The following is an 11,870-nucleotide window of genomic DNA, read 5'->3' as shown; positions in this document are numbered from 1 at the left end:
GGAAGCCTAATCACCGGACGTTCCCGGCGATCCTGTCCACCCGCAGGCGCACGATCACCCGCTCGACCTCCGGGCCCTCCGCCGGCGGGTCCTGGCCGAGGTACTTGTGGCTGAGCGTCTTCGGCAACGTCTTTCCCGGATCCGGGGTGATCGTGACCGTGCCGCGGAGTTGCGTGTGCCGGTACGGGTTCTCCGCGTCGGTGATCGACACGCTCGCGCGAAAATCGCGACGCAGGTTTCGCACCTTCAGCCGGTCTTCGGTGGCGCTGAAGACCAGATCGCCGTCGTCGAGGCCCACCCAGATGACCGAGGTCTGCGGGCCGCCGTCGGCGTCCAGCGTGGCCACGGTCGCGAAGTTCTTGCCGTCCACCAGTTCGCGGACCGGTTCGGGAAGTGTGACTGCCATGACAGCCCGAACCGGCTCCCGGCGGCGGCTATTCCTGCGAGGGCAGGAGCAGCGCCGTCGCGAACGCCGCGATGCCCTCGCCGCGTCCGGTCAGGCCGAGCCCGTCGGTCGTCGTCCCGGACACGCTCACCGGCCCGCCGACGGCCTCGCTCAGCACCTTCTGGGCCTCTTCGCGACGCTTTCCTACACGCGGCGCGTTGCCCACGATCTGGACGGTCGCGTTCCCGACGGTCCAACCGCCCGCCTCGACCAGGCGCCGCGCCTCCGCGAGGAACTCGACGCCGTGCTTGCCCGCCCAGCGCGGGTCGCCGGTGCCGAACACCGCGCCGAGGTCACCGAGCCCGGCCGCGGACAGGAGCGCGTCGCACAACGCGTGCGCCGCGACGTCGCCGTCGGAATGGCCCGCGCAACCGTCGACGCCGGGCCAGAGGAGACCGGCGATCCAGCATTCGCGGCCCGCCTCGACGGGGTGGACGTCGACGCCGTTGCCGATCCTCACAGGGTTTCCTCTTTCTTCGCCGGTTGCGCGCGACCGCGATCGCGTCGCCAGGGCGCACGTTAGCGACTCACCTCGGGAATCGGGGAGGGGCGCCCCGCGCGGATCACAGCACTTCCTCTGCTGCCCCGGCCACCGCGATCGCCTCGGCCAGTTTCAGTTCGAACGCGTTGGTGACGCGCATCGCGTCGGGGTGTCCCGGGATGGTGTGCGCGCCGTCGAGAGACGGCTCGGCGGCATACGAGAGAAAAGTCTCACGGGTGAAGCCGAGCGGGGTTTGGGCCGTGCGCAGGTATGCGCGGTCTTCGGTGCCTGTGATCACCTTCGCCGCGTCGGTCACCTTCACGGTGTCCGCCATCGGAAGTACCGGGACCACGAAAGGCGAGCCCGCACGGACCGCCTCCGCGACGGCACGGATCGTGTCCGCGGGGGTGAAGGCGCGCAAGGCGTCGTGCACGAGGAAGACCGGATTCCCGGTGATCTCTTTTACGACGGTGTCGAAAGCATGCTCCAGTGACGCGCCGGGTACTATCCGGCAACGCTCCTCGAAGCCGCGCAAAGCGGCCGAAAACAAATCAGCACACCGCTCGGGGGCCGCTACGACCACCAGATCGAGATCCGGCAGAGCGAGCAGCCCCCGCACAGTGTGCGTGAGTAGCGCTTCACCATTGACCGGCGCGAGAGCGAGCTCCGCGTCGGAGGCATGGTGCCGAACGACAGTGACGAACGCGATTGTGCTCATATGGACGGTGCTCATATGTGCGCGATCGTAGAGGTATCCCCCGCAGCCTCACCTGGCGTGGGACACCCGCCGGTTCAGACTGTCGCGGTTTCCAGAACTTCGTCGAGGAGGACTTCAGCCTTGTCCTCGTCGGTGCCCTCCGCGAGCGCCAGCTCGCTGACCAGAATTTGCCGCGCCTTCGCCAGCATGCGCTTCTCGCCGGCTGAAAGTCCGCGGTCCTTCTCTCGCCGCCAGAGGTCGCGCACCACTTCGGCCACCTTGTTCACATCGCCGGAGGCGAGCTTCTCGAGGTTGGCCTTGTACCGACGAGACCAGTTGGTGGGCTCTTCGGTGTGCGGAGCACGCAGAACGTCGAAAACCTTGTCCAGTCCTTCTTGCCCGACGACATCACGAACGCCGACGATCTCGGCGTTGTCAGCGGGCACGCGAACCGTAAGATCCCCTTGCGCGACTTTGAGGACGAGGTACTTCTTCTCCTCGCCCTTGATCACGCGGGTCTCGATGGCTTCGATGAGTGCGGCACCGTGGTGCGGGTAGACGACGGTCTCTCCGACCTTGAAAACCATGTGTCCTCTGCCCCTTTCGCTGAATTCATCTTAGCACGTGCCGACGAGGCCCACCTAGCGGCCCGCGATCGTCGTCGCAGGTCAGCGGCCTGACGGTGCTCCGCCCGGGGGTTGACAAACCCAATTCGCCCATGCTCACGCTGGTGAGAAGCGAACGATTTCCAAATCCTTTGTGGACGGTTGATCTTGGGCACGTCACCGCATTGGTGGGGTGTCAACACGCACCGGGTTCTTGGCCCGCGAAGGCGCCCGGCTAGTCTTCGCGGTGAAGAGGCCGTGAGATGGAAGGACTCCGACGTGAGGCTGCAGAATCGTCGCGTGTTCGGCGCAGGTGTGCTGGCGCTCGGCGCCGCGCTCGTGCTCGCCGGCTGCGGTGCTGGTCAGATCACCCAGACCGACTCGCAGCAGCCCGCGGTCAACGGGACGTACGCGCAGGCGAAGGACCTGGTGCTGCGGAACGCCGCGCTCCAGTTCCCGGCCGAGGGGCAGGCGTACCCGGCCGGTTCCGCCGCGCCGCTGACGCTGACCATCGTGAACCAGGGCAAGCTGGACGACGAGCTCGTCTCCGTCTCCTCCGAAGCCGCCACCGGTGACGCCAAGATCACCGGGTCCAAGGTCGTCGCCGCGAGCCACGCGCTCGTGATCGGCCCGTCCGACGCGGTCGAGTCGACCAAGGAGGTCGCCCCGACGAGCGCCCCGTCCTCCGCGCCGGCGTCGTCCTCGGGTGCCCCCTCGTCGTCCGGCGCCCCGTCGTCGAGCTCCGCCGGGACGGTCACGCCGTCCGCGGGCCCGGAGACGACCAACGCGCCGGACCAGGTGGGCAAGGCCACGATCGAGCTGCAGGGGCTGAAGCAGCCGGTGTGGGCGGGCCAGACCATCAAGGTCACCTTCGTCTTCAAGAACTCCGGCTCGATCACGGTGGACCTGCCGGTCGCAGCGCCGTCGCACCCGGGCAGCAGGGCGCCCGCGCCCGAGAAGGAAGCCAAGGGCGGCGGGCACTAAGTCCTCGCAAGTACAGGAAGGCCCCCTTCATCGCGCCAGGCGCGATGAAGGGGGCCTTCCTGTACTTGCGTCGTTGCCGGGGTTTGTCGGTGGTGGCCGCTAGCCTCGCGGGGTGGTCAAGAAAGGCAGCACCTACCGCTGCGGTGAATGCGGATACGAGGCGCCGAAGTGGGTCGGGCGCTGCCCGGAATGTCAGGCGTGGGGGACCATCGAGGAACGCGGCGACGCCCGTCCCGCGATAGCCAGGGTCGCGGCGGGAGCGCCCAGCGCCCCGGCGCGCCCGATCGGCGAGGTGGACGTCGAGACGGCGCGCGCGAAGCCCACCGGCGTCTCCGAGCTGGACCGGGTACTCGGCGGCGGCTTCGTGCCGGGCGCGGTCATCCTGCTCGCGGGCGAGCCCGGTGTCGGCAAATCGACCCTCCTGCTGGAGGTCGCCTACCAATGGGCGGCCACCGCGGGCCGCGCGCTCTACGTCACCGGCGAGGAGTCGGCGGGGCAGGTGCGCCTGCGCGCCGAGCGCACCGGCAACGTCCACGACGAGATGTTCCTCGCGGCCGAGAGCGATCTCTCCGCGATCCTCGGGCATGTCGACGCGGTCAAGCCGGGAGTGCTGATCGTCGACTCTGTCCAGACCATGGCCTCGCCGCAGGTGGAGGGCGCGCCGGGCGGCGTCACCCAGGTCCGCGCGGTCACCTCCGGGCTGGTCGCGCTGGCCAAGGAGCGCGGGCTGCCGATCGTGCTGGTCGGCCACGTCACCAAGGACGGCTCGGTCGCCGGGCCGCGCGTGCTGGAGCACCTGGTCGACGTGGTCCTGCAGTTCGAGGGCGACAAACATTCGACGCTGCGGATGCTGCGCGGCATCAAGAACCGGTTCGGCGCCGCCGACGAGATCGGCTGTTTCGAGCTGGTCGAGGAGGGCATCGTCGGCGTGCCGGATCCGTCGGGGCTGTTCCTCAGCCACACCGCGGAGCCGGTCGCGGGCACCGCGGTCACGGTGACCATGGAGGGCAAGCGGCCGCTGCTGGGCGAGGTGCAGGCGCTCGTGTCGGCGACCCAGTCACCGCAGCCCCGGCGCGCGGTGAGCGGCCTCGATTCGGCACGTGTCGCGATGGTGCTGGCCGTGGTCGAGAAGCGGGCGAACATCAAGGTCGGCGACAAGGACGTCTACGTGGCGACGGTCGGCGGCATGAAGATCACCGAACCCGGGATCGACCTCGCGGTGGTGCTGGCACTGATCTCCTCGGCGAGGGACACGCCGCTCTCGCCCAAGCTCGTCGCGATGGGCGAGGTCGGGCTGTCGGGCGAGGTCCGGCGGGTGCCGAGCGTCGGGCGGCGGCTCGCGGAGGCCGCCCGCCTCGGCTTCACCTACGCGCTGGTGCCTCCGGACTCCGGCAAGATCCCGCCCGGGATCAGGGTGCTGGAGGTCCCGGACGTCGGAAGCGCGCTCAACGCCGCCAAGCACGCGCGCTAGGCGTACGAGGGGACAGAATCGCCGTCGCCCTCGCAGTGCTCTGGTAACGAGTTGATCTCGGCCGACAGGCGTCTCGGCCGTCGATGGAACTGGATGGCGTAGCCGGGTTGCGTCCAAAGTCCGATTTCGACGGTAAGTAAGCGGGTGATCGCCCGCGGCGGTCGGTTTGTTACTTGATTTGTCTAGACCTGTCCTGTGATCTTTCTCCGGAAGACGGCTATCTCCCGGCCTCATACGTTCAGCGCGGCTGCCGTGTGGTGACCGGGAGTAAGAGGGGGATCGCAGATGCGAATGCATGCCTTGAAGCGTGCGCTTTGCCTGATGTTCGTCGCGGTGCTGGCGATGTGGGCGAATCCCGTCGTCGCCGTCGCTTCGACGGCGGGCGACCGCATCTGGGTGCAGTACTCTCGCCGATTACAAGGCCGCGTTCGAAACAGGCAAAAAGAGCGTTATCGACTGGATCATCGAAAACGGCGGCCAGGTCCTTCTCGATGTCATCGGATACACCGACGCCAAGAAATGCTTCACCGAAGGCGACGTCGCGGCATGTTTGTGGACCGTCATCAATGTCGGCTCTCGGCTCGTGCTGCTCGCGAAGCTACCGGCTGTCAGCGCGGCGGTAGCCAAGGTCGGGCCTGACCAAGTTCCTCGAAGGGTCCGCTGCTGGGCGAAAGCTGCTGGAAAAGGCAGGCGAACTCGTCCAGAGGTTCAGGACGACATGCCGAGCAACGGTCGCGGCGGCCGCCGGTGCTGCCGCTTCGGCCGCGGAGATCAACTGTGTCGACGCGATGCTGGACAACATGTCGGAGAAGAAGGTCCGGGAGGTGCACACTGAAGGTGGCGTCGCGGTAGAGGCGGGCAAAGGGGTGTTCTACAAGGAGCTCTCCTCAGGTGACCTGGACGACCTGGTAGAACTCGCGAACAAATACGGCTGCCGTGGGCCCAACGCCAACGGCAATTTCGAGCGACTTGTCGACGCGGGCAAACCTATTGGCCGAGTCAAGGAGAACGGCCTGTCCACGAACTGGTTCCTGCTTGTTCGGGACAAGTACGGCGGCGTCATATCGATGTACCCTGTTGGGAAGCCGATTGCGGCTTCCAAGTGATATGACCTGCCCGCGGAGCAGCTGAATCCAAGAGGTGTTTCGAGATGAAGGTATTTTCCGAAGATCAAATGCATGGTCGAAGTGACCCTGGACGAGAGGTGGCGGAGTCTCTGCTTCGACTTGTCGATGTTGCGACGTCGGGCGAACTTCTGGATGGCGTGCACAGTCACGCTGACACGATGTTCAATGTCTCGCAGCTCGCCAGAATCAGCGCTGAATCGACCGGCATGCTGGCGCGACATCCGGAACTGCGCCCCGACGTGAACAGGGTTCGTGAATTCTTCTATTCGGTTGAGCGGCGACGGGGTTACGTTTGGATTTCCGGGGATTGATGGCGAATGGTGGTCAAGGTAGCTTCGTTCGGCGAAGTAAGGGATGCGGTGGTTTCTCGTGTTGAAAACGTGGCGTTTGCGGTAGCGTGGGTTCCCTGCAAGATCGCCGGATCCGGCCTCTGGCTATGCATTGAAGATCGGGAAAAAGGCTTCGACGGCGGATATGTCGAAATAAGGGTAGACCCCATGTCGGCGGAGATCGTCGGCCTTTCGGTGATCAGGATTCCAGAGTCCTCAACAGCCGAGTTGACGACTGATATCGACGACTTGCCGGTGGTTTCAGCCGAAGATCTGCCGGAAACGGCCTTCGGTCCGAGAGTTGACAGGTCGATGTGGGAACCAGGGCCGCGTCAAATACCGCAACGAGCGGTGGTTCAAGAAGTCCGAGAGCTTGAATCCTGGCGACTGCGAAACAAGATCTACATTTCGTTCTCCGAGGCGGAGCCTGAGAAGAAGATACCCTGCGGTCCCGTCGAATTTGCGGTGGACGAGAGTTGTGACCTGGTCGGGATCGTGGTTACGGCAGGGGATGTTCCCGAAGATAAATGAGGGGAAATCGACTCAGGCGAACTCGCCGAGGGTGATGTCCTGCTTGGTCGGGATGGCGGACAGTACCCCATCACGCGAATCCAGCGATCTTCGTCACCTGCTCGGGTGTACAACTTCGAAGTTGAAGGCGATCACAACTACTATGTGTCAGATGCGCAAATTCTTGTTCACAACTGCGTGCGCGTCTGGGAGGCTATTGACGCCACAGACCCCGTTTACGCTGGAATCCTTGTGCTCAAGTCCTTCAAGCTGTCACTGGAAGGTGCACAACAGGTCTGGATCCATCCCAATGCTTCTGAGCACATCGTAGAGCGGGTGCTTTCACTCAATATTCGTCCGGCATGCGTGAACTCGTTGCGCAGTTGCAGTTGTCCAACCTGCGCAACGCGGTCCGCCGAGTTGTCGGGAACGGATTGGAGTATGAGAAGATGTATGTCATCGACGACTGGGAGTTGGTCTTCGCGGCACCCAGAAATGCGGGTGACCTCCCGGTGCTTAAACACTATCAACCGGTAGCGAGGTGACTGCTATGCCCTTGCGATTCCTGTCCGCCGGCCGGCCTCGGCAGATATCTGTATCAGGGGATCAGTATGTTCCGCTTTCTCTTTCGCTGATCCCTTTGGGGGCTCTTGGTCAGCTTGTTTACCTGAACATCGAAGACCGGGACAGTGGTTACGATGGCGGTTACTTCGAGGTAAAGGTAGAACCGCTTACCGGCGAGATTGCCGCGTTTATTGTGATCAGACTGCCGACTGTCTCTTTCGGTGAATTTCCCGTGGATATTGAAGCATTGCGGCCATTCGAGTCTGACGAAATTTCCGATTCCGGTGCGGGAATTCGCGTCGATAGGGCGCAATGGGATCTCAATGTGGACCTTGTTCCGCAGCTGACTGTAGTGCGGGAAGGCGTCCTGCTTGCTGCATACTGCTCGGATGAAGTGATTTATTTTGCGTTCGGCGACGTGGTTCCAAGTAAGAAAATTGAATTCGGGCAATTTGGGTTCATGCTGGACGAACAAGATTTCCTTGCCGGGTTTTCAATCGCAGGTGGCTCTCGCGGCGAGGATGACGTGTTCTCGAACATCTTGCGACTTCTGCGAGAGTCGGCAGTCTGAATGATGAATACTTTATTTTCGCTTGACCGCAGAAATCATGAGGGGGAAATGAGAAAAGATCTAGCGTATTTTTGAGAGCGTTGGTGACGGTCACCGCGGGCGCTTTGATGGCGGGTGTGGCTGGTGTGCCCGCCCTGGCGGCCACGCCGGTGAACCAGCCGCCGTCGGCGAGCAAGGCGGCCTCGGCGGTGCCGGAGTCGTCGATGGAGGACAAGGTCCGGGCGGCCGCGGTGCTGGGATCCTCGCCGGGGATGATCTGCTCATCCTGAAGGATCGCAACTTCGTCATCGCCCTGTGGCGTCAGGCGAAGGGGGCGGAGGTGCGGGCGTCGGCCGAGCTGGCGTTCGCGGGTGCGGATCTGGAGTGCACGCAGTGGATCAAGACCGGCATCCACGAGGCGAAGAAGTGTGACGACACCAATGAGATCCGGGACACCGAGGTGGCGCGCCAGGCGCGTGAACTGAAGCAGCGTGCCGCGGCGACGATCGGGATCATTCCTGAGGCGGAGCTGCTCATCCAAAGCTACAAGGACTTCGTCTACGCCCTGTGGCAGCGAGCTACCGGGCCCAAGGTGAAGGCCGCGGCGCTGGCGGCGTTCGGTGCCGACGAGGCCACGCAGAAGACCTTCCTGTCCACCGGCATCGTGGACGCTCACGCGCAGGACCAGCAGGACAAGATCGACGCCGACAAGGAAGCCACCGAAGCCGAGAAGGCACGCTTGGCGGCCCGGAACGCGAAGGCCAACGCGGCTGCCGTGCTGGGAATCGTCGCGACCGAGAGCCTGCTCGTTCTGTCGGACGACAATTTCGTCCGGGAGATCTGGAACCGGGCCGTGGCCGGGTCGGAAGTCGCCATCGCCGCCGAACGCGCCCTGCGTAGCAGCAATGCCGCGGATTGGAAGGCCTACATCGACACCGGGATCTACGCCGCGAACAGGCGGGATCTCGAGATCGCACTGCAGAAGAAGGCCGACGCCGACCGTAAGCGGTTGCAGGAGCTGAAAGTCAGGGCCGAGAACAGCGGCGTGCTTCCGACGCTCGTGTGGGCGGCGGGCAGAGCGCTGGCCGGTGACTACGAGGCCGTCGACCGGTTCCTGCGTATCGGCCAGTACGAGGACTGGGTGCTCCGGCAGTCGTTGCAGGCCGACACGGTGGGAGTGCGGGGGACATACGTCCGCAGCCCGCACGGTGGTCAGGCCGTGATCGCCTTCGGTACCCCGGCGCCGCAGCCGGCGGGCGAGGCCGTCGACGCGTCGTGGAAGGTCGTTCCGGGGCTTGCGGACTTCGCGTGCCATTCCTTCGAGTCGGTGACCAAGCCGGGCAGCTACCTGCGTCAACTCGACTTCAAGGTGCTCATCGTGCCGAGCGACGGCACGGATCGGTTCCGCACCGACGCGACCTGGTGCAGCCGCACCGAGTCCGGGGGCGTGACCCTGGAATCGAAGGGAGCCCCTGGACGCTTCCTCCGGCACTACGGTGGTCAGGTGCGGGCCCGCGAACAACAGCGGCGCGAACGTCTTCGACGCACCGGCCTACTACGAAATCGATCGCTTCTGGCGTATTCACGGCGAGAACCCGAGCACCACGCTCATCCATCGCCGCTGGCTGAACGACGATCCCATCCGCGCCCGTGTCGGTGACCCCGTCGCGGAGGAGAAGGCAGACGGGGTCGTCAGGTACCGCGACTACCAGAAGGGCCGTCTGACCTGGACGGCGGCGACCGGGGTGAAGCAGATGGAAGGGAACATCTTCGCCAAGTACCTCCAGGCGAACGCGCTGCATCACTACGCCTTCGGCGCCCCTGCCACCGACGAGACCGGCACACCCGACGGAATCGGCCGTTACAACCACTTCGCCGGTGGTGGTTCGATCTACTGGACATCGGGCACAGACGCACACTTGGTCTACGGTGCGATCAAGAACAAGTGGAAGGCGCTGGGTTGGGAGCCACGGCGCGGCGTGTTTGACCAGCAGGAACTGGCCGGTGACGTTGATCGCCAGGAGCGCGGCGAAATCCGCCGCCGAGAGCGCTCCGCCTTGGGCTACCCCATTTCGGACGAGCTGGACGTGCCTGGTGGACGGTGCAGCAACTTCCAGCGTGGTTCGATCCACTACAGCTTCACGACCGGGATCGCCACGGACCGGACGTCCAAGTGTTGAAAGTGACCGTCTGACTGAACGGGGCTTCCGGGCGAACCTGCCTGGAAGCCCCGTTCGCACGCGCTAGCTGGGCTTGGGACCGCCGTCCGTGGTGATCACCACGGAGATCGACGTGTCGAACAAGGTCAGCCCCGGCCAGCCCTCGTCCTGGCCGTTGGACCGGACGGCGCGGTTCCCGACGACGGCGGCCGTCGCCCTGTCGACGAGGAACGTGCGCGTCTGGTCCGGCAACGCGACCGTGAAGGACACCGCGGGCCGTCCGCCGGGAGTGACCACGCTCGCCACGTCGACGCCGGGCATTCTCGCGAGCGCTTTGCACAGTGCCACCCGCAGCGCGCCGAAGCCCTGGGAGGAACGGAGGACTTTGAAGGCCATCTCGAACATCTCGGGTGTGGAGTTCACCTGCTCCGGTGAGCGGCCGTCCGGCCAGAGGCCGTCACGGCGGAGCCGTTCGGACAGCTTCGTCGGGTCGACAGGCAGTTCGGCGAGGAACTCCGGCGTCGGGTCGGTCCACCCGCTGTCCGACGGCAGCCGATCCTCGGAGGTCTTCACCGGCGGAGGCACCTGTGCCGTGGTGGTGGTTCGCGGCGGCCGGGCATCCGCCACGGTGACGTGTGACGACGGGCCCGGAAGTGTTTCGCCAAGGGCCTTGGCCGTCTGGTAGTCGCCCTTGACCCAGCGGATCTCGCCGGTTCCGGTGAAGCGCGTCTTGATCGGCATCCAGCTGCGCGGCGGCAGCCAGCGTTCGAGGATCTCGTGGGTTTGGTAGACGAGCCCCGTCTTGGTGACATGGGTGGTCCACGTGGACTCGGTGACGAGCCGGAACTGGTCGTCCCGGATCGGGAAGTCGTCGCCGTGGAGGGCTTCGAGGGCGTCTTCGCCCTGGGTGACGGTCGAATGGGCCGCGGGGTCCGGGCCGTCGTCGCCGGTGAGGACGTTCGTCACCACGATCCCGCCGCCGGACACCAGTGCCGCGGCGGCCGCGGCCGCGATCCATCGCCACGCGCCCGGCCGCTTCTTCACCGGCGGCGCGGTCACGGGAAGGAGTTCGTCCTCGACGTCGCCGGCGGCGCGCAGGAGCGCCGCCCTGGCGCGGGAAAGTTCGTCCTGCCGGGTTTCCGGCTCGGCGTGGAGGCCTGCCAGCGCTTCGTCGAGTTCGGCCTCGGACCACACCTTCCGGATGCTACCGCCGTGCACTTTCGCCCTCCTCCTCTTTTCTTGAATCGTCCTTTGTGGACTCCGGTGCGTTGGCGCGCAACCATCTTCGGATCCGGTGCAGCCGTGATCTGACCGTCCCGGCGGGAATTCCCAAGGCCTCGGCGACCTCGCCGGGATCCAGCCCCGCCCACGAGACCAGCAGCAGGGTGTCGCGGTCCGCGACGCTCAGTTCGGCCAGTGCTCCCGCCAGCTGGGCCGCGCGGGACTGGGCGTCGACCCGCTCGGCGACGCGGCCGTCGTGTCCGGCCGCGACCGTCTGGTCGGCGGCCGCGAGCCGGGCCGTGGCGTTGAGCGCCCTGGTCTCCGTTCGGACGTGGTGGCGCAGCAGGTTCGTCGCGATCCCGTAGAGCCAGGCGCGCGCCGTGCCGGCCTCGGGACGATACGTCTCACGCCGCCGGAGCGCCACGAGGAACGTCTCGGCGACGAGGTCGTGCGCGGTCTCCGTGCCGACGCGGCGCGCGAGGTAGCGCTGCAGCGGGGCCGCGTGGGCGTCGAAGAGCAGACCGAAGACGGGGGCGGGATCTGGACCACCGAGATCCGGCCTGTCCAGCCCGCGCGTGCCGGCCTGCTCGTGATCGTCTTTCATCACCTGCACGATCGCTATTGCCCGATGACCTCCGAAGCGTTCATCCGATCCTACTTTCGTCGTGGGCCGAACGGGGAAAGCACAGGTGACGCCGTAGGCAAAAGGCGCGGGACCGGAGATCAT

Annotated in this window: 16 protein-coding genes and 1 pseudogene; 11 read left to right on the top strand and 6 right to left on the bottom strand. The window is 65.6% G+C overall.

Annotated elements, in window-relative coordinates:
- Nucleotides 1-10: 10 nt before the first annotated feature.
- From AC069H_RS26160 to AC069H_RS26145, 4 genes are all read right to left on the bottom strand, one after another.
- A complete protein-coding gene (locus AC069H_RS26160) occupies nucleotides 11-406 on the bottom strand; it encodes a PPOX class F420-dependent oxidoreductase (protein ID WP_478234120.1) in 396 nt (131 codons plus the stop codon).
- Nucleotides 407-434: 28 nt separating this feature from the next.
- Nucleotides 435-905 (bottom strand): 2-C-methyl-D-erythritol 2,4-cyclodiphosphate synthase, encoded by a 471-nt coding sequence (gene ispF / locus AC069H_RS26155; protein WP_034310203.1) that lies wholly within the window; start codon nucleotides 903-905, stop codon nucleotides 435-437.
- 103 nt (nucleotides 906-1,008) lie between these two features.
- Nucleotides 1,009-1,644 carry an IspD/TarI family cytidylyltransferase gene (locus AC069H_RS26150; protein WP_478234119.1) on the bottom strand — a complete coding sequence of 212 codons (636 nt, stop codon included), beginning with the start codon at nucleotides 1,642-1,644 and terminating at the stop codon, nucleotides 1,009-1,011.
- A 74-nt stretch (nucleotides 1,645-1,718) separates the two neighbouring features.
- On the bottom strand, nucleotides 1,719-2,210 hold the full coding sequence (locus tag AC069H_RS26145) for a CarD family transcriptional regulator (protein WP_004559016.1): 492 nt from the start codon (nucleotides 2,208-2,210) through the stop codon (nucleotides 1,719-1,721).
- A 297-nt stretch (nucleotides 2,211-2,507) separates the two neighbouring features.
- Here AC069H_RS26145 and AC069H_RS26140 point away from each other — a divergent pair, with 297 nt between their 5' ends.
- The 11 genes and pseudogenes from AC069H_RS26140 (at nucleotide 2,508) to AC069H_RS26090 (ending at nucleotide 9,943) form a co-directional block, all read left to right on the top strand.
- On the top strand, nucleotides 2,508-3,212 hold the full coding sequence (locus AC069H_RS26140; protein ID WP_478229312.1) for a copper chaperone PCu(A)C domain-containing protein: 705 nt from the start codon (nucleotides 2,508-2,510) through the stop codon (nucleotides 3,210-3,212).
- A 112-nt stretch (nucleotides 3,213-3,324) separates the two neighbouring features.
- Nucleotides 3,325-4,683: a DNA repair protein RadA gene (radA, locus tag AC069H_RS26135; RefSeq protein WP_034310209.1), complete on the top strand. Its 1,359-nt coding sequence runs from the start codon at nucleotides 3,325-3,327 to the stop codon at nucleotides 4,681-4,683.
- 800 nt (nucleotides 4,684-5,483) lie between these two features.
- Nucleotides 5,484-5,789 carry a hypothetical protein gene (locus tag AC069H_RS26130; RefSeq protein ID WP_478234118.1) on the top strand — a complete coding sequence of 102 codons (306 nt, stop codon included), beginning with the start codon at nucleotides 5,484-5,486 and terminating at the stop codon, nucleotides 5,787-5,789.
- 44 nt (nucleotides 5,790-5,833) lie between these two features.
- Complete coding sequence (locus AC069H_RS26125) at nucleotides 5,834-6,121, top strand: hypothetical protein (RefSeq protein WP_478234117.1); 288 nt, start codon at nucleotides 5,834-5,836, stop codon at nucleotides 6,119-6,121.
- A 6-nt stretch (nucleotides 6,122-6,127) separates the two neighbouring features.
- The gene (locus tag AC069H_RS26120) at nucleotides 6,128-6,670 is read left to right on the top strand and encodes a hypothetical protein (protein WP_478234116.1); all 543 of its coding nucleotides are present in this window, start codon (nucleotides 6,128-6,130) and stop codon (nucleotides 6,668-6,670) included.
- A gap of 105 nt (nucleotides 6,671-6,775) precedes the next feature.
- Nucleotides 6,776-7,186, top strand: coding sequence for a hypothetical protein (locus AC069H_RS26115; protein ID WP_478234115.1), 411 nt, complete (start codon nucleotides 6,776-6,778; stop codon nucleotides 7,184-7,186).
- A gap of 13 nt (nucleotides 7,187-7,199) precedes the next feature.
- The gene (locus AC069H_RS26110) at nucleotides 7,200-7,784 is read left to right on the top strand and encodes a hypothetical protein (protein WP_478234114.1); all 585 of its coding nucleotides are present in this window, start codon (nucleotides 7,200-7,202) and stop codon (nucleotides 7,782-7,784) included.
- An 83-nt stretch (nucleotides 7,785-7,867) separates the two neighbouring features.
- On the top strand, nucleotides 7,868-8,053 hold the full coding sequence (locus AC069H_RS26105; RefSeq protein ID WP_478234113.1) for a hypothetical protein: 186 nt from the start codon (nucleotides 7,868-7,870) through the stop codon (nucleotides 8,051-8,053).
- Between the two features lie 50 nt (nucleotides 8,054-8,103).
- Nucleotides 8,104-9,423, top strand: a complete 1,320-nt coding sequence (locus tag AC069H_RS26100) for an AbfB domain-containing protein (RefSeq protein ID WP_478234112.1) — start codon at nucleotides 8,104-8,106, stop codon at nucleotides 9,421-9,423.
- A pseudogene (locus AC069H_RS26095) lies at nucleotides 9,374-9,493 on the top strand (hypothetical protein); the annotation flags it as partial. The gene AC069H_RS26100 and the pseudogene AC069H_RS26095, both read left to right, overlap by 50 nt.
- A gap of 24 nt (nucleotides 9,494-9,517) precedes the next feature.
- Entirely contained in the window at nucleotides 9,518-9,943 is a 426-nt protein-coding gene (locus tag AC069H_RS26090) for an LGFP repeat-containing protein (protein WP_478234276.1), read from the top strand.
- 63 nt (nucleotides 9,944-10,006) lie between these two features.
- Here AC069H_RS26090 and AC069H_RS26085 read toward each other — a convergent pair whose 3' ends face one another.
- The gene (locus tag AC069H_RS26085; RefSeq protein WP_478234111.1) at nucleotides 10,007-11,140 is read right to left on the bottom strand and encodes a CU044_5270 family protein; all 1,134 of its coding nucleotides are present in this window, start codon (nucleotides 11,138-11,140) and stop codon (nucleotides 10,007-10,009) included.
- Nucleotides 11,127-11,756: an RNA polymerase sigma factor gene (locus AC069H_RS26080; RefSeq protein WP_478229314.1), complete on the bottom strand. Its 630-nt coding sequence runs from the start codon at nucleotides 11,754-11,756 to the stop codon at nucleotides 11,127-11,129. The genes AC069H_RS26085 and AC069H_RS26080 overlap by 14 nt, the downstream gene beginning before the upstream one ends.
- Nucleotides 11,757-11,870 lie beyond the last annotated feature (114 nt).

This window comes from Amycolatopsis sp. NPDC043887 (genome assembly GCF_056435665.1).
Note: the sequence above shows the minus strand (reverse complement) of the source record. Positions and strands in the feature narration are given on the sequence as shown.